Source organism: Roseimaritima multifibrata (assembly GCF_007741495.1).
In the GTDB taxonomy this organism is placed as follows: domain Bacteria; phylum Planctomycetota; class Planctomycetia; order Pirellulales; family Pirellulaceae; genus Roseimaritima; species Roseimaritima multifibrata.
Map to the genome: position 1 here is coordinate 6,003,785 of NZ_CP036262.1, position 20,479 is coordinate 6,024,263.

19 protein-coding genes are annotated in these 20,479 nt (G+C 54.7%); 11 read left to right on the top strand and 8 right to left on the bottom strand.

What is annotated here, in order from left to right; genetic code table 11:
• Positions 1–6 precede the first annotated feature (6 nt).
• The 3 genes from FF011L_RS21770 to FF011L_RS21780 all read right to left on the bottom strand — a co-directional run bounded on the left by FF011L_RS21770 (position 7) and on the right by FF011L_RS21780 (position 2,080).
• A complete protein-coding gene (locus FF011L_RS21770) occupies positions 7–768 on the bottom strand; it encodes a motility protein A (protein ID WP_145354083.1) in 762 nt (253 codons plus the stop codon).
• Between the two features lie 58 nt (positions 769–826).
• The gene (locus tag FF011L_RS21775; RefSeq protein ID WP_145354084.1) at positions 827–1,021 is read right to left on the bottom strand and encodes a flagellar FlbD family protein; all 195 of its coding nucleotides are present in this window, start codon (positions 1,019–1,021) and stop codon (positions 827–829) included.
• A 417-nt stretch (positions 1,022–1,438) separates the two neighbouring features.
• A complete protein-coding gene (locus FF011L_RS21780; protein WP_145354085.1) occupies positions 1,439–2,080 on the bottom strand; it encodes a hypothetical protein in 642 nt (213 codons plus the stop codon).
• 226 nt (positions 2,081–2,306) lie between these two features.
• Here FF011L_RS21780 and FF011L_RS21785 point away from each other — a divergent pair, with 226 nt between their 5' ends.
• On the top strand, positions 2,307–3,497 hold the full coding sequence (locus FF011L_RS21785; RefSeq protein ID WP_145354086.1) for an AGE family epimerase/isomerase: 1,191 nt from the start codon (positions 2,307–2,309) through the stop codon (positions 3,495–3,497).
• A gap of 221 nt (positions 3,498–3,718) precedes the next feature.
• Here FF011L_RS21785 and thiO read toward each other — a convergent pair whose 3' ends face one another.
• Positions 3,719–4,909 carry a glycine oxidase ThiO gene (gene thiO, locus FF011L_RS21790; protein WP_218932802.1) on the bottom strand — a complete coding sequence of 397 codons (1,191 nt, stop codon included), beginning with the start codon at positions 4,907–4,909 and terminating at the stop codon, positions 3,719–3,721.
• Positions 4,910–4,996: 87 nt separating this feature from the next.
• Positions 4,997–5,845, bottom strand: coding sequence for a TIGR04282 family arsenosugar biosynthesis glycosyltransferase (locus FF011L_RS21795; RefSeq protein ID WP_145354088.1), 849 nt, complete (start codon positions 5,843–5,845; stop codon positions 4,997–4,999).
• A 172-nt stretch (positions 5,846–6,017) separates the two neighbouring features.
• Between FF011L_RS21795 and FF011L_RS21800 the strand changes: the two genes are divergently transcribed.
• Both FF011L_RS21800 and FF011L_RS21805 read left to right on the top strand, forming a co-directional pair.
• Positions 6,018–7,616: a serine/threonine protein kinase gene (locus FF011L_RS21800; RefSeq protein ID WP_145354089.1), complete on the top strand. Its 1,599-nt coding sequence runs from the start codon at positions 6,018–6,020 to the stop codon at positions 7,614–7,616.
• Positions 7,616–8,836 carry a lysophospholipid acyltransferase family protein gene (locus FF011L_RS21805; RefSeq protein ID WP_145354090.1) on the top strand — a complete coding sequence of 407 codons (1,221 nt, stop codon included), beginning with the start codon at positions 7,616–7,618 and terminating at the stop codon, positions 8,834–8,836. The genes FF011L_RS21800 and FF011L_RS21805 overlap by 1 nt, the downstream gene beginning before the upstream one ends.
• A gap of 284 nt (positions 8,837–9,120) precedes the next feature.
• Here FF011L_RS21805 and FF011L_RS21810 read toward each other — a convergent pair whose 3' ends face one another.
• Entirely contained in the window at positions 9,121–9,432 is a 312-nt protein-coding gene (locus tag FF011L_RS21810) for a Rieske (2Fe-2S) protein (protein ID WP_145354091.1), read from the bottom strand.
• Positions 9,433–9,544: 112 nt separating this feature from the next.
• Between FF011L_RS21810 and FF011L_RS21815 the strand changes: the two genes are divergently transcribed.
• Positions 9,545–11,380, top strand: a complete 1,836-nt coding sequence (locus FF011L_RS21815) for a TIGR03960 family B12-binding radical SAM protein (protein ID WP_145354092.1) — start codon at positions 9,545–9,547, stop codon at positions 11,378–11,380.
• A 103-nt stretch (positions 11,381–11,483) separates the two neighbouring features.
• On the opposite strand, the gene FF011L_RS21820 is transcribed toward FF011L_RS21815, so the two are convergent.
• A complete protein-coding gene (locus FF011L_RS21820) occupies positions 11,484–12,416 on the bottom strand; it encodes a cation diffusion facilitator family transporter (RefSeq protein ID WP_145354093.1) in 933 nt (310 codons plus the stop codon).
• 426 nt (positions 12,417–12,842) lie between these two features.
• Between FF011L_RS21820 and FF011L_RS21825 the strand changes: the two genes are divergently transcribed.
• The 3 genes from FF011L_RS21825 to FF011L_RS21835 all read left to right on the top strand — a co-directional run bounded on the left by FF011L_RS21825 (position 12,843) and on the right by FF011L_RS21835 (position 14,192).
• Positions 12,843–13,145, top strand: a complete 303-nt coding sequence (locus FF011L_RS21825) for a flagellar biosynthesis anti-sigma factor FlgM (protein WP_145354094.1) — start codon at positions 12,843–12,845, stop codon at positions 13,143–13,145.
• A gap of 167 nt (positions 13,146–13,312) precedes the next feature.
• On the top strand, positions 13,313–13,813 hold the full coding sequence (locus FF011L_RS21830; RefSeq protein ID WP_218932803.1) for a Fur family transcriptional regulator: 501 nt from the start codon (positions 13,313–13,315) through the stop codon (positions 13,811–13,813).
• A 199-nt stretch (positions 13,814–14,012) separates the two neighbouring features.
• A complete protein-coding gene (locus FF011L_RS21835; RefSeq protein WP_145354096.1) occupies positions 14,013–14,192 on the top strand; it encodes a hypothetical protein in 180 nt (59 codons plus the stop codon).
• Positions 14,193–14,388: 196 nt separating this feature from the next.
• On the opposite strand, the gene FF011L_RS21840 is transcribed toward FF011L_RS21835, so the two are convergent.
• Positions 14,389–15,399 (bottom strand): ROK family protein, encoded by a 1,011-nt coding sequence (locus FF011L_RS21840; RefSeq protein ID WP_145354097.1) that lies wholly within the window; start codon positions 15,397–15,399, stop codon positions 14,389–14,391.
• A 325-nt stretch (positions 15,400–15,724) separates the two neighbouring features.
• Between FF011L_RS21840 and FF011L_RS21845 the strand changes: the two genes are divergently transcribed.
• The 4 genes from FF011L_RS21845 (at position 15,725) to FF011L_RS21860 (ending at position 20,468) form a co-directional block, all read left to right on the top strand.
• Complete coding sequence (locus tag FF011L_RS21845) at positions 15,725–16,240, top strand: RNA polymerase sigma factor (RefSeq protein ID WP_145354098.1); 516 nt, start codon at positions 15,725–15,727, stop codon at positions 16,238–16,240.
• 94 nt (positions 16,241–16,334) lie between these two features.
• Entirely contained in the window at positions 16,335–16,934 is a 600-nt protein-coding gene (locus FF011L_RS21850; protein WP_145354099.1) for a hypothetical protein, read from the top strand.
• Positions 16,924–17,631 carry a hypothetical protein gene (locus FF011L_RS21855; protein ID WP_145354100.1) on the top strand — a complete coding sequence of 236 codons (708 nt, stop codon included), beginning with the start codon at positions 16,924–16,926 and terminating at the stop codon, positions 17,629–17,631. Before FF011L_RS21850 ends, FF011L_RS21855 begins: the two co-directional genes overlap by 11 nt.
• 83 nt (positions 17,632–17,714) lie before the next feature.
• Entirely contained in the window at positions 17,715–20,468 is a 2,754-nt protein-coding gene (locus FF011L_RS21860) for a DUF1549 and DUF1553 domain-containing protein (RefSeq protein ID WP_145354101.1), read from the top strand.
• Positions 20,469–20,479: the final 11 nt, after the last annotated feature.

The following is a 20,479-nucleotide window of genomic DNA, read 5'->3' on the forward strand; positions in this document are numbered from 1 at the left end:
CGTTGGTTATTCCTTTGAACGCAATTTAGGCGGCAAGAAGGTTTGCAATTTTTGATCGATCGCACGGGGGCTTTCTCCCGACTGGATGGCCATCACACCACGAATGGCGATCTCCATCCCAATCATTTCCTTGCGACTAAGCAGCCCTAACTTTTCAGCGAATGGCGAAAAGACCACATTGGCTACGATCGCTCCGTAGAGCGTCGTGATCAAAGCCACGGCCATCCCGGCTCCAATCCCCGACGGGTCACTCATGTCGCTCAGCATCATGATCAATCCCATCAACGTTCCGATCATTCCATAAGCCGGAGCAAACCGCCCCAACTGATCCATCACGCTCTTCCCTTCGCGATGGCGAGTACTGATCGCGTTGACTTCGGTTCGCAAAACCTCTTCCACCGTTTCCGGTGTGCTACCGTCGACCGCCATCTGTAAACCGGTTTTGACAAGCGGGTTTTCGATATCAGAAATCTGAGCTTCCAACGCCAGCAGTCCATCGCGTCGAGCGGTTTCTGCCAGAGCAACGATCTGCTGAATCAACTTGGATACGTCTTCGTTTTTGTTAAGGAAGACCTTCATCATCACCTTGGGAACCCCCAACATGCTCTTCAGCGGAAAACAAATCATTGCCGCCGCGACCGCTCCCCCAACCACCACCAAGAACGATGGAATATCGACAAACGCAGTCATGGGAGCCGACCCCATCAACATCGAACCAACGATCAAACCGACCGCCAGAATCAAACCAATTAGCGAAGCAATATCCATCGAGCTGTTATCAATCTTTAATGCAATGAAAGAAAAAAGAACGTCTTAACGCTGCCTGTTAACGTCCTGGTATCCACTGTTTCTGTTGCTGATAGCGAACCGACCGATCGACGACTTCGTCCATCGATTCAGCGACGACCAGCCGCTCTCCGGTGGTCAACGTAATGAACGTGTCAGGTCGACTTTCCACATAGCGGATGAGGTCGGCGTTTAAGATGAACGGCTCACCGTCGAGTCTTGAAAGTTTGATCATCGAAAAATCCGCTCTGTAACGTCCCCAAACGTGCGATTCAGCCACTTCTGGAGAACTCTAGGTCACGTTGCCGGACTGCGATGGATGTTGCAAAAAGAAGACACCGAAAAAGAAGGGGCGTCTTGGGCAGCCCAAACCGTGCCAGCGGTGCAAACGTTACGACGTGCACAAACGGGCCATCGCACATGCACGACCCTACGATGAGAGCTCTCGCCGAGAAGCACCGACGGGTCCGCTTCAGCGACGGTTCTCCGCCATGACCGCAGCGAGCGGATCCTGACGGAGGACGAAGACGCCAAGAATGCGGCGCGGAGGAGGCGGCTTTAGGCAGCTGCCAGTTGCTCCACCGACCAGAGCGGGTTCGGTGGCAGCAAACAGAGTTACGCAGAAATCAAAACCGTCCGGAGATCGACCGGCCTAGGTTCTGGTCGGACGAAACAGATCCAGATCCGGACGATCCCCTAGCTGAGCAAACAGCTGGCAGATTTGGTCACGCCCTGTTGCGGTCTTTGTTTCAAAATCGTTATCGCTAGGCTGCGTCAAACGGTACCGATAAGGAACCAGAGCCTCTCCTTCGGCTGGGGAGAAGAGCCCCGTTGTATCGATGATCGCTTCCGCTTCCCACGATTCTTCCGCTCCGTCACAGCGAATCACAAAATCGGTTTCGTTCGGATCTTCTTCATTCGGGACGGCGGTCACCTCGGTCACCCGGTGGGATGCCAACACGCGTCCGCGGAGAAGATCGACTTCGGCAAGCTCCTGAACAATCTGAGATCCCCACTCGGCCATGGTCGTGGGCAACACGGGCAGCTCTTCCGGCTGATCACGCTGAGCCTGAATCGCTTGCCAAGCCAAACCGGAGATCGCGCGGCCCGGCAGAAAGCCAAGCTCGACATCCCCCTGCTCTTCCCACCACTGTCCGATTCGTGCGGCCTCGAAAACCTGTACGTCGTACCCCAAAAAGCGTCCGTACAACGCAGCTTCCAACCCTAGAATCCCGCCTCCGATAATCGCAATCGATCCCGGCGGCTCCAAAATCTCATCGTTCTCAGACATCATCTTTTTTAATATTCCACAGGATTGTTTATCGAGCCCTAACCGGATGCTTCGTGCGAAACTTCGCGTTGGGGTTCATTTAAAAAGGGAGAAGATTTTGCGAGTCTTCAGGCCCCAGCGGTAGCATTCATCTGCCGTCCCCCAGACTAGCAGAGCTCGGTAAAATTGTCTGACCCCCTTTTGGCAACGCGTTCCCCGTTGCCATTCCATTCCCTGACAAGCAAAAACCATGGCGTACGCCCCTCACCCTTCTCTGCCCACGGCCAGCTTGCTGTCAACCTATCGTGATGGGCTGCTTGAAAACACGCTTCCATTCTGGCTGAACCATGCGTGTGACCAGCAACATGGCGGTTTTTTTGGCTCGCTGGATGAACGGGGCCAGGTGATCGACACCGACAAAAGCATCTGGCAACAAGGCCGATTCACCTGGCTGCTGGCAGAACTGGCCAACAATCTATCGCCCGATCCAACCTGGGTTCAATGGGCCAAAAGCGGAGCCGATTTTCTGGACACCCACGGCTTCGATCCAGAGGACGGACGAATGTTTTTCCAGGTCACCCGCGACGGCATTCCGCTCCGCAAGCGACGCTACTCTTTTAGCGAAGCGTTTGCAGCAATCGCATACGGCGAACTTGCCCAGCTGTTCAATGACACGAATTATCGCGACAAAGCACTAGCCTGTTTTCAAACGTTCCAAAACCATTTAGCCAATCCTCCCGGACCTGCCAAATTTACGAACGCCCGCCCCACACGAGGTATCGGGGGCGCGATGATCACCATCAACATCGCCCAGCAGTTAAGGGAATCGATCAAGCTGGAATCGGCGAACGCGATCATCGACCAAGCGATTGCGGAAATTGAAACATTCCATGTTCACAACGATATCGAATGTGTCGTCGAAACCGTTTCTCCAGAGGGAAAACGTATCGATCATTTTGATGGAAGAACGCTGAATCCAGGGCATGCCATCGAAGCGGCCTGGTTCATCATGTGGGAGGGAAAGGTCCGTCAAGATTCACGCCTGATCGAACTGGGCTGCCGGATGCTGGACTGGATGTGGGAGCGAGGCTGGGACCAGGAATTCGGAGGCATCCTCTACTTCACAAGCTTGGACGAAGCGCCGATCCAGGAGTACTGGCAAGACATGAAATTCTGGTGGCCTCACAATGAAACCATCATTGCGACCCTCTTGGCTGCAATCCTAACGGGAGACCCAAAATACGTCCGCTGGCACCAACAGGTACACGACTGGTCCTACCAGCACTTCGCCGACCCAACCAATGGCGAATGGTTCGGCTACCTGCGTCGTGACGGTGCAATCAGCAATCGCCTAAAGGGGAACCTCTGGAAAGGGCCATTCCATTTACCAAGAATGGAATGGATTTGTTGGCAGATGCTGGCAGAACTTCCCGCATCCTAAATGCACTGGCATCGAAACATGCAAGGCGTTTTACTAGCCCAGCGGGCGGGTACTTGCAGGGATAAAGAACCTCTCTGAGCTATAGCACTCACACCGAAACATACGAGGCGTTTTATTAGCCCAGCGGGCATAGTCAATGCATGATGTTCCCGGCGCCGCTGTTAAATATCTGCCGGAAGGTTTGCGCCGTTCCGCTAAGAAAGTTGACTCTCTACTCCAGATCATCCACGCCCAATTCGAAATGGATCTAGATCCATCTTGGGCGGTTCCCCCATCAATGCATCCACGATCAGGACGGCACTACCACAGGAGAGATGAATGCCACTTCGGAAGTGTCCGGTCGCGACGAAGGTTCGCCGAGACTGTGGGACTTTGCCGATATAGGGAAATCCGTCGACGGTCGACGGTCGCAGTCCTGCCCAGGAACGCATAGGTGCATGCGATTTTAGCCCCGGCCAAACCTGCTCGCCCCAATGCTGAATTTCGGCTAACGCCGAAGGGGTGGTCTCGGTTGTCCAGCCAACCTCTTCCTCACACGAACCAATCAGCAGATGACCATCTTCACGTGGGACGAAATAGCGATTCCCTTCATTCACAACGTGCCGAAATGGGGGTTCGGACAGGTGATACATCAGAACCTGACCACGCACAGGAATAATGTCGAACGGAAACCCGGACTCTTTTGCCAGCGCCGAGGACCAAGCCCCTGCCGTCACGACCACCGCATCCGCTGTCCGCTTTCCCGCCGCGGTTTGTAGACCGATATGATCGGGTTGTTCATCAAGCCGATCGACGCAAATCGATTCGACAATTTCGACTCCCTCCAATTCACAGGCAGCTCGCAGCGCCGCCAAATGATCAGGACTTCGGATCTGGTATTCATCGGGCAACCGATACGCCGACTTCACGCGTCCCGCTTCGACGATGGACGTGAGGCTAGGTTCCAAAGCGACAAGTTCCGTCATCGATAAAGCTTCAACGGCGATGTCGTATTCTTGCCAATAAGCGCGAAGCCCAACCAAAGCTGCAGCCTCCCCCACCGAGGTCGCCAAATAAATTCCACCGCAACGTCGTAAACCGTTATCAATTCCGGTCGCCTGCAGAAGCTCTGCCGCCCATACCGGATGCAGTGAATGACTCAGGCCGCGCAGTCGATCGACCGGATCGGTTGCCGTTTCCCAGTTCGCTGGCGGAAGGATCCCTGCTGCCGTCCAGGAAGTCCCCTCTCCGATCGTTTTCTTTTCCAGCACCGTGACTCGCAAACCGCGGCGAACGGCTTCCCAAGCGACACTTAACCCGACAACTCCTCCGCCGACAATCGTAATTTCAGATCCCGATTGGATTGGCCCTCCCTCGGCGGACCGATCCGGCAACGGGACCGATACATCATCTTGAGAATGAACTGAAACCACAGTAACTCCGATTCTTATTGACTACGCTTGCTAACTTCCCGGGACCTACTGAACGAGCAGGCTGTCGATTTCGTGATGATTACGAATTCAGCAGCCAGCAAGTTTGTGCAGTGCCGGCAGACTTCTTAACGCGACGGGCAGGCAATCCCAAATCTCGTTTAACAGTTCCCTCTCGGACGACGGGTCGCCATCAGCAAGGCTCTCGACTTCGTTCGCTTGCAGACGTTCCACCAACCGGCACAAGTCAGCCAGCGTGTCGACATCGTCGCGGCACGGCAGTTCATGCCAGCGCCGGCCTGCTGCCTTCAAACGATCTCGCGTCACTTCCGCCACTTCAGGCTGACTCCAGGGAACCTCCTGAAAGAGGCGCTTCATCCAGTCCTGCCACGGCCCCTTCAATCCCAATAGATAGTAGCCTCCGTCCGATGCTGGCCCAAGCACGGCATCGACGGTCCGCAGTTGATCAAGCGCTTCGGCAATGGTCGCCGCGGGCAAATCGGGACAATCGCCTCCGATTACCAGCATTCTGCTTTGCTCCACCGGATCCTGCGACCTGCAAGCCAAGTGATCCTGAAACAATCTCTGCAGGCGTTCGCCTAGGTCCCCATCCCCCTGCGGACCGATCTCCCAACCCGGCACTTCCCCTTGGACTTTGGCAACGGCATCGGGGGGGGAAATCGCCCAAATCTGTTTAACGGCCGCAGATTCATTGTTTTGGCACGACGCCTGCTGTACCTGAGGGGGTGGCGTATCCGAGTGTCCGGGCAAACCAGCACCCAGTCGTTTTGTCAGGTGTTTGACGAAACGCTGATGCAAAGCGGCCGAAACGGGCATGCCAACGTCTGCCCCCAAGCGGGTTTTCACCGTCCCCGGCTCCCAGTACTTCGCAACAAGGCAAACAAGCGAGGGGAGGCGGTTCTGGTGTTTTGGCGTCATATTGGCTCCACAAGTCTCATAAGAGACGGAAATTGGGCAGATCGGATAGGTTTGGGTTACTTTGGGTGGGGTTGTTTGCTATTTTCCCTATCTTGATGATTATCTTATATTTTGGTCCTTTACACTCCGCCAGCTTTCAAGCCGTTCAACTCTGAAAGGACGGCTGCAACGCATGACGAAACTTACCTCGGAACGATTTATCGAATTGGTCGCCAAAAGTAATTTGGTCGACCCCGATAAAAGCGACCAGTTGGTCGAGAAAGTTCGCGAGAAATTCGATGGCAACTTGCCCGACGACCCCGCGACGATGGCAGCCATTTTTCGGCGCAATAAATTGCTGACCGAATGGCATACCGACAAGTTGCTGACGGGCAAGTATAAAGGATTTTTTCTCGGGAAATATAAGCTGCTAGGGCATCTTGGTTCGGGGGGGATGAGCAGCGTCTATCTGGGTGAACATGTCCAGATGCGTGACCGCCGAGCGATTAAGGTTCTGCCGCGACGCCGAGTCAACGACGCTTCGTACTTGGCGCGCTTCAAGAATGAAGCCAAAGCCATTGCGGCCCTCAATCACAAAAACATCGTTCGCGCCTACGACATCGATAATGAAGGGGACCTTCATTACATGGTCATGGAGCACGTCGACGGCGACGACCTTCAGGTTCGCGTCCGCAAAGAAGGCCCGTTCGATTTCCGAACCGCTGCGGAAGTGATCGTCCAGGCCGCCGAAGGACTTCAGCATGCCCATGACCGCGGCATGATCCATCGAGACGTTAAACCGGCGAACCTGCTGATCGATAGCGAAGGAACGATCAAACTGCTTGATATGGGATTGGCGTTGTTCGCGCAGGATGACGAAGCCTCGTTAACGATCGAACATAACGAAAACGTTTTAGGGACCGCCGACTACCTAGCGCCTGAGCAGGCGTTGAACAGCCATACCGTCGACCACCGAGCCGACATTTATGGACTGGGCTGTACGCTCTACTTCATCTTGACCGGTCAACCTCCCTTCCCTGAGGGAAGCCTCGCACAACGGATCGCGAAACACCAAAAAGAGATGCCCGAATCGATTCGCAAGATTCGCACCGACTGTCCGGGAGAACTGGAAGGGATGGTCGTCAAAATGATCCAGAAGGACCCCAACTATCGATACCAAAAAGCGTCCGACGTCGCCGAGGCGATGTCGCGTTGGCTGGAAAATTCCAAACTACCAGCGAAAAACGCGAAAACCCGTATCGCCGGTGGGTCGGACCCGTCCGCTGCAGCTCTGATGCTCGGTTCGGACAGCAGCACCGTTCATGTTGATTCCGATCTTCAACTGGGAAAACATGCCAGCGACCAAAACGACACGCTAAGTGGCCGCACGGGTGAAACGGTTGCCAAAAGCGGCAACCAATTGTCCGCTTCCGATAGTGGCCGATTGGTCAAAGTGAAATCGCAAAGCCGGGCCGCCTCCGATTCAAGCAGCAGTGCGATCGATCTGGAACGAGAATCTGGATACGCACCACGAATGGCAAAGAACACCGAAAAACGAGGCGTGACGCTGCCGCCTAAAGAACGTTTTTTGCCGAAGAAGGCTGCTGCAAAGGCGACCGCCAAAGGACAAATCAGCGCAAAGGGGAAATCCCCCGCCGCACGCTCGCCCGCCACCCAAAACCAATCAACCGATCCGGAAAAACAGATACCGTGGCTGCTGGTCGCCGTGTTTGGAGTCATGCTAATCGTTGCATTGGCCGTAGGATTCGCTCTGGCTAAATTGACTTCCTGATGAGTGTGATCGTCGAAAAACCATACCAGTTCATTCCCCCATACCGAGGGAATGCCTGGCCAACCTGGATCCAGCGACTGCACATCGTTGATTTTTACCTGCGCCGCAAAGACGGCATCGTAGGTTATGAATGCAGGAATCTAGAGAGCGTCGCCGAATCGTTAAATAAACGCGATGGGATATTACTGGCTCCGAATCACTGCCGGTACTCCGACCCCCTCGTACTCGGTTGGCCCGCACGCGAACTAAAACAGCACGTCTACGCAATTGCCAGCTGGCACCTTTTCAACAAGAACGCGTTCGAATCCTTTGCGATCCGGCGGATGGGAGCCTTTAGCCTGTTCCGGGAAGGGAACGATCGTCAGTCGTTGGAAACGGCGATCGAAATCCTAAACAACGCCGAGCGCCCTCTTATCATCTTCCCGGAAGGGACGACCAACCGCACCAATGACCATTTGCAGCCGCTTCTGGAAGGCGTTGCGTTCCTGGCCCGAACCGCTGCCAAACGCCGTGAAAAGCAGTCAGGTGGCTCGGTGGTCATCCATCCCACGTGGATCAAGTATGTCATCCAAGGCGATATCCATGCCTGGGCCAATCAGGCGCTAAGTCAACTTGAAAAACCGCTGGGATGGCAACGAACCAACGGTCGCACGGTGCTCCAGAGGATTGAACGACTAGCCACAGGGCTGCTCAGTTTGCAAGAAATCGAGTACACCGGAAGCGTTCATCCAGGCGATTTGGACGAACGACGGAAACGATTGATCGCAACCCTGTTACAGCGAACCGAAGCGGAGGCCGGAGTTACCCCCAGCGCAGAACCGATCCCGGTCCTCCATCGTGTCCGCAATTTACGGACAAAACTTTTGCCACGGTTATTGGCGACGGAATCAGAAACCGAAAAAGAGAAAATCCGGCACTCCCTTCGCGAAGTCGACATGGCCCAGCAACTGGAATCGTATGTGACGGGCTATTTGGTGCCGGAAGAATGCACCGACACCCGCATCCTGGAAACGATCCAGCGCATGCAAGAAGATTTCTTAGGCGATGTCGACACCTCGCTACCACTAAAAGCGATCATCGAATTCGATGATGCCATCCCCGTCCCGCCAAGCCGAGCCCCACGTGGGCAGGTCGATCCGATCCTCATCGAGCTTGAACAGCGACTAAGAGTTTTGAAGGACCGATTGCAGCATGAAGCGCGGCCGTTTGTCGACCGATAAGCGAACGCCAGAGATTCTACGTAGGTTTTGCCGGCAGAATCCCCGCGCCGGCAAGCTGTCGACTTGGTGATTGTCGCCTTTCGCTCCGCGACAGAACGCCCACTTAAAGCGATTTCCGCCGGGGACGCGAAATCAATAAGTGACGGTTTCGGAACAGGAACTGACGACGGCAGGCACGGCAGGCACGGCAACTACGGCAGACGCGGTTACTACGCTCGCCAAAGCGTGGACAAGAGAGCAAAAACATCCGCGGCCGCATAGGTTCCGCGAAGAATTCAGCTGCCCTAATCGTTGACGCGAACCTGCACATCTTCGCCGACGACACGGACTTCAAAAGAATCGACTTTGACACGGGGATTATCTTCCCAGGTTCCATCTTTGATGCAGAACCGCCAAGCGTGCCACGGGCAGGTCACCGTATCTTCCTCGACATGACCTTCCGCCAGGGAGGCTCCCATATGCGGACATAGATCATCGATTGCGGAAAATTCGCCGTTACGCATAAAAACCGCTACCATACGTCCATTGACGGGATGGGCTTGGCCAACATTTTCTTCAAAATCGCTAACTTTTCCGACTGTTTCAAATTCGCTCATCTGGGTTTCCCTTGCTTCAAACCGTCTTGGTAGGTCAAACTTAAGGTTAACGCTCCTATCGAGCACGACTAGTGGGCCACACCAACTGCTCTTCACAGCAAATCAAAGTTTCATGATTCAAATCGAACGCAGACGTTTTCTAGAAACCCACGTTTGGCCGCACGTCCAAACTCCGGCTCAGTATGTCGGAGGCGAACGCAACATTGTTGTTAAAGACCATCGCGAAGTGTCCGGCACACTGTGTCTCGGTTTCCCGGACGCCTACACGATCGGCATGAGCCATCACGGGCTGCAAGTTCTGTACTCCCAAATGAATCGCCGAGACGACTGGGCGGCCGAACGGGTTTTCACTCCGTGGCCCGATATGGAAGCCCAGCTGCGAAAACACCAGGTCCCCCTCTACAGCCTGGAAACCTTCACCGCACTCTCTGACTTCGACGTCGTGGGACTGTCCCTACAATACGAAATCAGCGCCCCGAACGTGCTGACCATGCTAGACCTAGGGGGCATCCCCCTGGAATCCGAAGCACGCACGATGGCAGACCCATTGGTGATCGCTGGCGGCCCCTGCTGCCAGAACCCCGAACCGATGGCGGACTACTTTGACGTCATGGTGACCGGCGATGGCGAACCGTCGCTGCCCGAAGTCTGCGACCTCTGGCTGGAACTGAAGCAGCAAGCCCGCGATCCATCGGGGAATTTTCTCACCGGCGAAGCTGGCATCCAACAACGTCGCGAAGCCCTCGCCGAGGTCGCCAAACGTTTGGACTATGCCTACGTTCCCCGCTTCTACGCTCCCGAATACCAGAATGACCGCCTGGTACGGCTTGAGCGGACACGCGATGACGTTCCCGAAACGATTGCGCCAAGTGTGATCCGCGACCTGGATGGGTTGCAGTTACCCACCAAGCCAATTGTCCCCTATATCGAATGCGTTCACGACCGAATCGCCATCGAGATCATGAGGGGCTGCCCCCACCAGTGTCGTTTTTGCCAAAGCACGGTGATCAAGCGTCCGCTCCGCATTCGCGAAGTCGAAACGATCGTTTCCGGAGCCCTGGAAAGCTACTACAACACCGGATTCAATGAAATCAGCGTGCTCTCGCTCTCCAGCAGTGATTACCCTCATTTCGAAGCGTTGATCCATCGGTTGCATGAGGTCTTTGAACCGCTGGGGGTGAACATCGCGGTCCCCAGCTTGCGTGTCAACGAACAACTGCGTTCGCTACCTCAGCTGATCGGAACACGCCGTCGCAGCTCGCTGACATTGGCTCCGGAAGTCGCTCGCGATGACATGCGAGAACAGATTCGCAAGCGGATCAAGAACAGCGATTTGGTCGAAGGCTGCCGAGCCGCTTTCGAAAATGGTTTTGAATCGGTCAAACTGTACTTTATGTGCGGCCTGCCTGGAGAACGCCCCGTCGACCTTGACGGGATCGTCGATTTGGCAGAACAGATCGCGACGGTCGGTAAAGAAGTCCGCGGGCGTTACGCGCGGGTCACGGCCAGTGTCAGCAATTTTGTCCCCAAAGCCCACACCCCCTATCAGTGGAACGGGATGCAGCGACGCGAATACTTCCACTGGGCTCACAAATACCTCTGGAGCCGCCGCAATATCCGTAGCGTCAACATCAAGTGCCACGACGTCGAAACCAGCCTGCTAGAAGGCGTCCTCAGCCGTGGCGATCGCCGAACCGGCAAAGCGATCCGCTTGGCCTGGGAACGAGGCGCCCGCATGGACGGCTGGACCGAGCACCTGGATCCGGAACGCTGGTGGCAGGCGATCACCGATGCGGGCTTGGATGTGGAACAACAAGTCCACGAAGGCTACCAACTAACCGACAAACTTCCCTGGGATCACGTCAACGTTAAGTACGGGCGAGCCTTCCTTGAAAAGGAACAAAACCGAGCCACCATCCAACTGGCAGCAATGGCAAACGCCGAATAGAAATCGCGACGGGCCGTCGTTTTAAACGGAAGCTTAGAATGATTGTCGCCAGCCCGGTTCGAGCGACGTCCGCGGAACGAAAATCGTCCGTGCCGAATCCGAGCTAACGATTTCCTGAATGCCCGTGCTCTCGATCGCATACATGCGGTTCGATGTGGACATGGACGTCTCGGACTCGAGGATAGGAAGCCAGGATCGCGTCTTTGACCACATGCCCGATCCGGTGCCCCTCACCAACCGACATTTGCCCATCCACACGAACGTGGATTTCGACGAAAAACTCCAGGCCGCTTTTGCGAACGCGTAGTTTTTCGATGTCGTTGACTCCGGTCACATCTTCGGCCACCTGACGAACGTTGTTGGTTAGCCCTGGACCGGCCTGCTGGTCCATCAATTCACCGGCGGTTCGCGAAAACAGTCGAATCCCGACCACGATTAGAAAACCACAAACCAAAATCGCGGTCACCTGATCGATTTGCGACGCAAAAGGTCCGGCGTAGGGTGCCACCAACAAAGCGATCGCAATGGCCCCGGAAGCGAGTGCATCGCTGCGATGATCCCAGGCGATCGCCCACAACGAGGTGGAATCGAGCCGTTTAGCGACCAATTTGGTGTATCGATACAAGCCTTCTTTGATCACCGCACAGACGGCTGCAATGATCCCGGCAAGCACGGGGGGCGGATCCGCCGGAGCCCCCAGCTTGCGTATCGTCTCCAGCCCCAACACGGCCGCCGAAAAGGCAACCAACAGCGAAATACTCAGCCCTGCGATCGATTCCGCTTTGGTATGGCCGTAGGGATGCTCATCATCTTCATCCTGCTGAGCGACATGCAGGGCTCCCTGGACCGCAAAAGCACTTGCCACATCCCCCAGGGAATTGACCGCATCGGCAAGCAACGCCGCGGAGCCCGTGAAGATTCCACCGGCCAATTTGGCGGTTGCCAGCAAAACATTGGCCCCCAAGCCCCAGCTTGCGGCGCGTTTTGCATCGCGATAAACCCGCTCGCGAGGGGTAGGTGGTTGGGTAAAGGGCACAAGTAGGGCCTAACTAGAAAAACAAAAAAAAGTCTCAAACAATCCGAATTTGATTCAAGATTCGCTCCTAGTCCATATTGCCTTAGGAGGGCGAAACTTGATAGCCTGCCAAAACACCGAAACGTCCAACAATCGATGCCGTTTGCAGATTGAAGGTTAAGATTGTCGCGAGGCGGGCCGATATTTACTTTCGGTTTCCGCCACTATCGCGCAGCGAAGTCTCTTCTTCTGCTACGGATTGCATCCCATTATGGGGACATGGATTGCGGCGCTTCGGAATAGCGGAAACCGTCACACTAAGAAAAGTATCTTGCGGAGCGAGATGCTGTGGCTTTTCCAAAACGCGCCGTCCACACGTTTGCTGTTCTATCATGTGCGATAGAATAGACCGGTGGGCAACTTTTTCCCTTAGGGAGCAATCCACAGATGCAAATTTTCGGCCCAATTCGAGTTTCAACCAGCCAAGCGACTCAGGCCAACAATCGCATTACCCCCCCTCAACCGGGGCAAGGTAGCGCTACGCGGTCTGCTGGACCGGTAGATCAGCTGGATATTTCCTCCGCCGCCAAAGCCGCCTTTGGTTCGGCTCCTACGGATGCGGTAGCCGGAGGAGGCGAAATTCGCCTTGACCGAGTCGCTGAAATCCGCCGGGCAATCGCCGACGGGAGCTACGACACTCCAGAAAAAATGGACATGGCTATGAGCCGGATGCTGGATCGTTTCGCTTGATCGGCGAATCCAATGATCTAGGCTCCGCTGGACATTGATCAGCCGCAGTGCCCCTCGCATGCGGTTAATCAAGGTCGTTATTCCCTTTCCAGCGTTGGCCTAACGGTCTAGAATGGGAATCGAGCCATCCTATCTAATCTTGATCCCCATATCCGGTGTGAATCTGCGTGTCCAAGACAGGCCCATTGGAACGAGTTGAAGTCGCACTGCAGCCTCAGGAGCGATTCGAAGAATTTCTCCGCAGCCGAGGCCTACGCAACACCACGCAACGACGCTTGCTGGTTGAACAGGTGTTCAGTCGCCACGAGCATTTCGATGCCGATGGCTTGATGGAACAACTGCCGCGCAAAGGCGAGAAAGACTACGTCAGCCGCCCGACCGTCTACCGAACCCTCAAGGAATTCGTCGACGCCGGTTTACTGAAAAGTTTTCAGCTGGACGGCCGGACGGTCTATGAACACGACTATGGCTATCCGCAGCACGACCACCTGTACTGCACGAAGTGTGAACGGCTGTTCGAATTTCAAAGCGACGAACTGACCAATCTGCGTGATCAGGTTGCGGCCGAACAGGGTTTCCGCGTCAGTAGTCATCGCTTAATTATCCAGGGCACCTGTCAGGCCTGCTCCCGCCAACGTCGTAAAAAACGTCAGCAAGACTTGGTCTAAATCAAGCTCGGCTTTGGCACTGTGAAGCTGGGAATCCCCGTAGCGGGGTCTTTTTCGTTGATCGCCACCCATCGGCAATCGGCTCCCTTAGACACAGTCTGCAATCCTTGCTTGCCGGTTTCAAGCCTTTGAAATTAGCCGAACTCCGGAGCACCGCACTCAGGCTGCGGCCACTGAAATAAAGGTAAAAGCAAGTGCTGTGCCAAACAAAGAAAACACCGCTTTCCCAAGTGAAAATCACGAAACCAAGGAAAACCGCGACGGCATCTTTGTAAGCCTTGCAAATCGACTCCCCTTTTTGCAAACCATCGCTACGACACGGCCCTCTCGTCCCGACATGGCTGCCACTCCACGGCAGACATCGCAACTTGCCGACTAGCTGAGCCTTCCCGGCAGCCCGATCCGAAGAACTGGCGACACCGATTCTATGAACGTCGTGATAGAAGGCCTGCAAACGGACCTTTGACGTTTCCAGCGGTGTAAATCCGGAAACAGAACGAGGGAGAAGAGGCAAAGGTTGGCTGCCAGAGAAACCAACGCGTCACGGCAAGAAAGTAGACGCCCCGAATTCTTACCTAGTCTTTGTGCGGGATCTCAAGCGAAACCTCTTTGGTCTTTTTATGGGCCCAGGCGACCGCTCCCAAGACCCCTGCGTCATCGCCCAACTTTGCGGGCACCACGGTAAACGTATCTCGATAAGCTGGCAAACAGTTAGCTTTTGCGGTTTTTCGGATCGCGGTGACCATCAGGTCTTCCATCGCTTCGACCAATCCCCCCCCTAAGATAATCGTATCCGGAGCCAGCAAGTGCACCATATTCATCACCGCTAAACCAATGGTTTCACACGCTTCAAGCACGATCTCTTTGACTGCTGTATCCCCAGCCTTGATGGAAGCAGCGATCGCTCCGCTACGAATATCCGCCAGATCGGTCCCAACTTCTTTTAGTAGATAAGGTGCATCGCCACGAAACGCCGCCTTGGCCGCTTCCGCAGCGATGGTCATTCGACTTGCCTCGGCCTCTAGCGTGCCCGTTAAAGCAAAGCCACTTGACCTTGAACTGCTGCTGATTCGCGTATGCCCGATCTCCATGCAGGAGATATTGCGGCCGTGAAGGATATTGTCTTCATACACACAGCCCCCGCCGATGCCCGTGCCTGGAAAAATCCCCAACGCACAGCGAGAGGACTTAGCCACCCCAAAGCGATATTCTCCATAAACCCCTGCATCGACGTCGTTCAATACAAACGCAGGACAAGCGAAGTGCTTTTTCAAAGCGTCGCCGATTGGCACTTCATCCCAGCCCAAATTGACCGCAATGCGAATCATTCCTTTACTGGGATCAATTGGGCCGGGGCAGCCGATCCCGATTCCAGCGACGCGACCCGCTTCGACTCCCGCATCATCCAGCGCTTGCTCGATCGTTTCGAGAATGCGTTCGACGCCCGCCTTGGCCCCTTCGGAGCCCTTGGTTTTCCGCCGCCGTCGCCCAAGAGGTTTGAAGTCCTCATCGAACACCACGGCCAGCATTTTGGTGCCTCCCAAATCAAAGCCAATCCAGACGGGACCTGCGTTCGTTTCGCTCATCAACTTATTCAAACCGGAGAGGGAGGCAATGAAGAAAGAAACCAGAATAAATAGCCCAGGTGCCCGGGACCAGGGGAAGCACCCCAAGACGGCTGTTTCAGCGTAATCGACAATTCGCTGCGAGACTGTGAATTCTTAACACGAACGCGTAAGTTTTGATTTCGACCGGATCAATAAACCGACAACTGGCTTGCTCGAGCGAAAAGCGACACGATTTCAGCCCAAATGCCCGATCAACGACTGCCATTCTGGCTGAGTTAAAATGAAAAACGAACTTTTTTATTTTTTGCAACAATAATCTCCTCCTCCGGCGCAACTACTCTTCGTGTCTGCATCAAGCCTCAGCGAACAGGAGATTTCTGAAATCTATCGCCAGAATGCCCAAGGGCTTCGGCGATTCCTTATCGGTTTACTCCAATCCGACGCAGACGCCGCCGATTGCTTGCAAGAAACCTTTGCAGCCCTAGTTCAGCAGGGCAACCAACAAACCATCGCCACGCAACGAGCTTGGCTTTACATGGTCGCCCGCAACCAAGCCGCATTGCTGATCCGACGCCGCCAAACCAATCGCCGTGCACTGAACTCGGTTCAGGAAACCGCCACCGAGCACCAGACGGAAAGCGATCCAGTCACCGCAGCGATCGACCAGGAACGCCACTCACGCCTGCGATCGGCAATTGAAAACCTACCTGCAGCGCAACGCCAAATCGTCGAACTCCGCATCCACGACAACCGAACCTTCCAACAGATCGCAGAGGAACTGGACATCCCGCTGGGGACGGCACTCGCTCGAATGCGATCCGCCCTGAAAAAACTGTCCCAGCGACTTCACGAACCGTAGCCTTATTTTGTTCGCGAACGTTCTTAAGCGTTCGCATGAACGTTCACCGTAATCCTATTTTTAAGAAGCATCCGTTTTCACGCCTGAATCCATCATGCAGCCTAAACAACCCGCGTTTGATTCCGATGACCTGCTCCTTTATCTGTTGGGTGAATTACCAACCGAACAAGCAGATGAACTGGAATTGGCGATCGGCAAGTCAGAATCGCTTGCCAACCGATTGTCGGAGCAAGCCGAATTGCTGGCGATTACCGGCCAGGCGATTGCGGTGGTCGATCCGGCAACTCCCCTACCCTCCCCTGTTTCAAAACAGGAGCGACGATTTCGCTGGGTGGGATGGGCAACCGCGTGCGTGGCTGCAGGCATCCTGCTGGCAGTTGGCCTGCTGAATCGGCCCGACTCCGTAAACTCTCGAGACATCGCTGCGAATCGAGCACATGCCGAACAACTGGCGATGGCTTGGATGGAAACACACATTCCATCGGAAACGGTTTTGGAAAATGAAACCGACTTGAACTCCGGTGCAACGGACGACTTTCCCAGTGAAGCGATGATCGTCGATTCTTCCGATTCACTCTCTTCCGATTCGGAACTTGGTTCGGACCCGCCATCCTGGATGCTGGCAGCATTGCCTGCAATCGATTCGGCACTCTCCGCCCCCGACGATTCCGCAGGAGCCACCGATGATATCTAAACACCTTCCTGCGGGGCTGATGACGATTTTCCTGCTGTGGAACGTCAGCCCAAGCTCCGCCATCGAAAAATCGGATGTGCCCGCCGACCAAGAGCAGCAAACGTTGCAGATGGTCGAACGACATCTTCCTGAACTGACCAAGATGCTCGCCTTTCTACGTACAAATACGCCAAGAGAATACGAACGAGCGATACGCGACCTCAATCGTAAAGCTCGGCGATTGGCCTTTAGTCGTGAACGTGGAGAGGCCTTTTTTGAAAATGAACTGCGTATCATCAAAATTGAAACTCAAGTCGATCTCGCAACGGCCAAACTCCGGCTAAATGATGACGTCTCGCTGCGTAAGCAACTACGCGAAAACATTGTTCAGTTGCAGCGGCTAAAAGCAGAACGACTACGGCTTGAACGGGAACTGGTTGAAAAACGCATTAGCAAACTGAACTCGCAACTTGAAAGCATCGATCAGCGCATCGAAGAATTCGACACCAACGGAGCGTTGGTCGCCGAACAGGCTTATCGAATCCAGCTGCGTCGTGCCCGTCGTCTAAATGGTGCAAACAAAACCAATCCATCGGACTCTCGCAAACGGGAAAACAAACCGGCCGCTCCACCGGCAAAATCAAGCGACACTCCCGCCAGCGACAAACCTTCTCAATCATCTTCACCCACGCTTCCTCCAGGGAGTCCGCAATCGTGATGCTGAATTCAAAATCCAACCGGCGGCTTATTCGTCAACGGCTCACCACGTTTCGTCCCTGCCCTTCGGACTCTGTCTCAACCATGTCGCAGCGTACAACGATGAAATCGCCCCTCCTGCTGGCCCTGGTAGGGGTCGCCATCGTCCTGACTTCCAAAGGACCGCTGTCGGCAGCCGAAAATTCTCCGCTGGCGGGATTGCCGCAGCGATTTGCTGACGGCAACACCAACGAAGTCCCCGACTTTCAGCGTCACGTGATTCCGCTGCTCAGTCGCTTAGGTTGCAATGGGCGAGCCTGCCATGGCTCGTTCCAAGGACGCGGTGATTTTCAACTATCGCTGTTCGGGTACGACTTCGCAGCCGACCACAGCGCTCTAATGGCAGAGAATTCAGGGCGAGTCGACACCGACGATGCGGCGGAAAGCCTAATCATTTCCAAGCCAACCGATGCAGACATGCATGAAGGGGGCAAACGATACGAACTGGGCAGCTGGCAGCATCACGTGCTCGAAAAATGGGTCAGCAGTGGCGCCCCGTTTGAGAAAAGTGATCCCGCGATCCTTGATCGATTAGAAGTGATTCCAGCCGAGATTCTGTTTCACAAAGAAGCCCAACAACAACCTCTCAAAGTGATCGCTCACTGGGCTGACGGAATCCAAGAAGACGTCACGGAGATATGTCGGTTTTCCAGCAATGACGATGCCATCGCAGAAGTCGACGAAACCGGCATCGTTACCGCAGGAGTCAAAGGGGATACACACGTCGTTGCCTATTATGACAAAGCCGTTGTACCGATCCCTGTGCTACGACCGCTAACCGAACTTGCCAATGCTAAGTACCCCGACGTTCCCGCTAAAACCAACGTCGACCAATTGGTGAACGTCAAACTGAAAAAACTGGGGATCCTACCGTCAGATGTTTGCTCCGACGCCGATTTCTTGCGTCGCGCTCGCTTGGACATTACGGGAACACTCCCCTCGGCCAGCGAAGTCCAAGATTTCCTCGCCGACAAAGCGACCGACAAACGAGAAACGCTGGTAAATGAACTTCTCGATTCCCCCGAATACGCGGCTTGGTGGGCGACGAGAATGTCCGACTGGACCGGCAACAGTGAAGAACAACTACGCAACACGCTTCCCATTCGTGGAGTCGCTTCGAAACTTTGGTTTGCATGGATCGAAAAACGCTTGGCTGAAAACGTTCCATACGACCAGATTGTCGAAGGAATGGTCATGGCCACCAGTCGCGAACCAGGCGAAGACTACGCAGCCTACTGCAGTGCGATGACTGAAGTCTGCAGCCCAGGAAATGAAGACAAGTTTGCGGCACGAGAAAGCAACCCGCTCTACTGGGGCCGTCAGAACTTCCGCAGCACCGAAGAACGAGCGATCGGTTTTGCTTACGCCTTCATGGGAATTCGAATCCAATGTGCTCAATGCCACAAACATCCTTTTGATCAGTGGTCCAAGGATGACTTTGCAGAGTTCGGAAAATTGTTCCAACCGATTATCGCTGGAAACGCCTCTTCGCCGCAAAGCAAAAGAGAGCGTGACCAAATGCTGGCGAAGCTGGAACTGAAAGATTTGAAAGGCGGCCAACTGCAACGCAAGTTGGGAGAACTGATCCGCGATGGCGAAACCGTTCCCTTCGCCGAACTGTTTGTCCGCACCGCACCTGTACGCAGAAACCGTGGCAACAACGCTAAGAATCGTCGCAATATTCGCACCTCGGTACCCACCGGAACGTTGCTTGGCGAAGACGAAAAACTGACTCTCGACCACGACCCTCGCGGAGCCCTGATGGACTGGCTTCGCGCTCCTGAAAACCCTTACTTCACCAAAGCTTTGGTAAACCGTGTTTGGGCAAATTACTTCGGCGTTGGCTTGGTCCAACCGACCGACGACCTGAACCTTGCCAACCCGCCGGTCAACGCCCCGCTGATGGATTACCTGGCAGCCGGTTTCCAAGAAAGTGGTTTCGACATGAAATGGTTGCACCGAGAAATTGTGCTTTCGGATACCTACCAACGCAGCTGGGAACCAAACGAAACCAACGCTTCGGACAAACGCAATTTCAGCCACTTCATCCCTCGCCGTCTGCCTGCAGAAGTGGTGCACGACGCGATTCAGCTGGCAACCCTGTCGGACTCCGCAGCCGAAAAAATACGCGAATCTTTGTCAGAGCGAGCCATTGGCGGGAAATTGGTATCACCAAACCGCAACCGTCAGAATTTTACGTTGTCGGTTTTCGGAGCCTCGCTGCGAGAAACCAACTGCGACTGTGATCGCTCGGATGAATCCAGCCTTCTGCAGTCCGTTTACCTTCGCAACGACCAGGATGTTCTGATTCGATTATCCGCCAAAGATGGCTGGGTGACGGAAGCCTGCCGCACGCTTGGCGTGAAACCACCAACCCCGCAAGCCTCCAACAAAGTCGATCCAAAGGTTCGGCAGCGGATGGCGATGAACAAGCAGCTACAAACTCGCCGAAAACAGTTGGTTGAAGCGATGGCCGACAATCGCAAAGGCGCAGCCGCAAAGATCCGCATGGACATCATGCGACTGCGGAAACGGATGAACAATCCCGAAGAAGATTCGCTTGAAAAACAGCCCAGCAAGGCCGATTCGGATCGTGGCGAAAATTCGGTTGCGAAACAAGAAAAGCAGCTGTCCGACGTGATTGACCAAGCCTACCTGCGAACCCTCAGCCGATTACCTGAACCTTCGGAGAAAGAACTTTCTCTCCAATTCATTCGTGACTCCAAGTCCGTTGGCAGTGGTGTGGAAAGCGTCGTCTGGTCTCTGATCAACACCAAAGAATTCATCCTTAACCATTGATTCCATTGCCC

Bases quoted from the DNA above. Each gene is read 5' to 3' on its own strand.
- FF011L_RS21770 (WP_145354083.1), bottom strand. From the start codon at position 768: ATGGATATTGCTTCGCTAATTGGTTTGATTCTGGCGGTCGGTTTGATC.
- FF011L_RS21775 (WP_145354084.1), bottom strand. From the start codon at position 1,021: ATGATCAAACTTTCAAGACTCGACGGTGAGCCGTTCATCTTAAACGCC.
- FF011L_RS21780 (WP_145354085.1), bottom strand. From the start codon at position 2,080: ATGATGTCTGAGAACGATGAGATTTTGGAGCCGCCGGGATCGATTGCG.
- FF011L_RS21785 (WP_145354086.1), top strand. From the start codon at position 2,307: ATGGCGTACGCCCCTCACCCTTCTCTGCCCACGGCCAGCTTGCTGTCA.
- FF011L_RS21795 (WP_145354088.1), bottom strand. From the start codon at position 5,845: ATGACGCCAAAACACCAGAACCGCCTCCCCTCGCTTGTTTGCCTTGTT.
- FF011L_RS21800 (WP_145354089.1), top strand. From the start codon at position 6,018: ATGACGAAACTTACCTCGGAACGATTTATCGAATTGGTCGCCAAAAGT.
- FF011L_RS21805 (WP_145354090.1), top strand. From the start codon at position 7,616: ATGAGTGTGATCGTCGAAAAACCATACCAGTTCATTCCCCCATACCGA.
- FF011L_RS21810 (WP_145354091.1), bottom strand. From the start codon at position 9,432: ATGAGCGAATTTGAAACAGTCGGAAAAGTTAGCGATTTTGAAGAAAAT.
- FF011L_RS21815 (WP_145354092.1), top strand. From the start codon at position 9,545: ATGATTCAAATCGAACGCAGACGTTTTCTAGAAACCCACGTTTGGCCG.
- FF011L_RS21825 (WP_145354094.1), top strand. From the start codon at position 12,843: ATGCAAATTTTCGGCCCAATTCGAGTTTCAACCAGCCAAGCGACTCAG.
- FF011L_RS21840 (WP_145354097.1), bottom strand. From the start codon at position 15,399: ATGAGCGAAACGAACGCAGGTCCCGTCTGGATTGGCTTTGATTTGGGA.
- FF011L_RS21850 (WP_145354099.1), top strand. From the start codon at position 16,335: ATGCAGCCTAAACAACCCGCGTTTGATTCCGATGACCTGCTCCTTTAT.
- FF011L_RS21855 (WP_145354100.1), top strand. From the start codon at position 16,924: ATGATATCTAAACACCTTCCTGCGGGGCTGATGACGATTTTCCTGCTG.
- FF011L_RS21860 (WP_145354101.1), top strand. From the start codon at position 17,715: ATGTCGCAGCGTACAACGATGAAATCGCCCCTCCTGCTGGCCCTGGTA.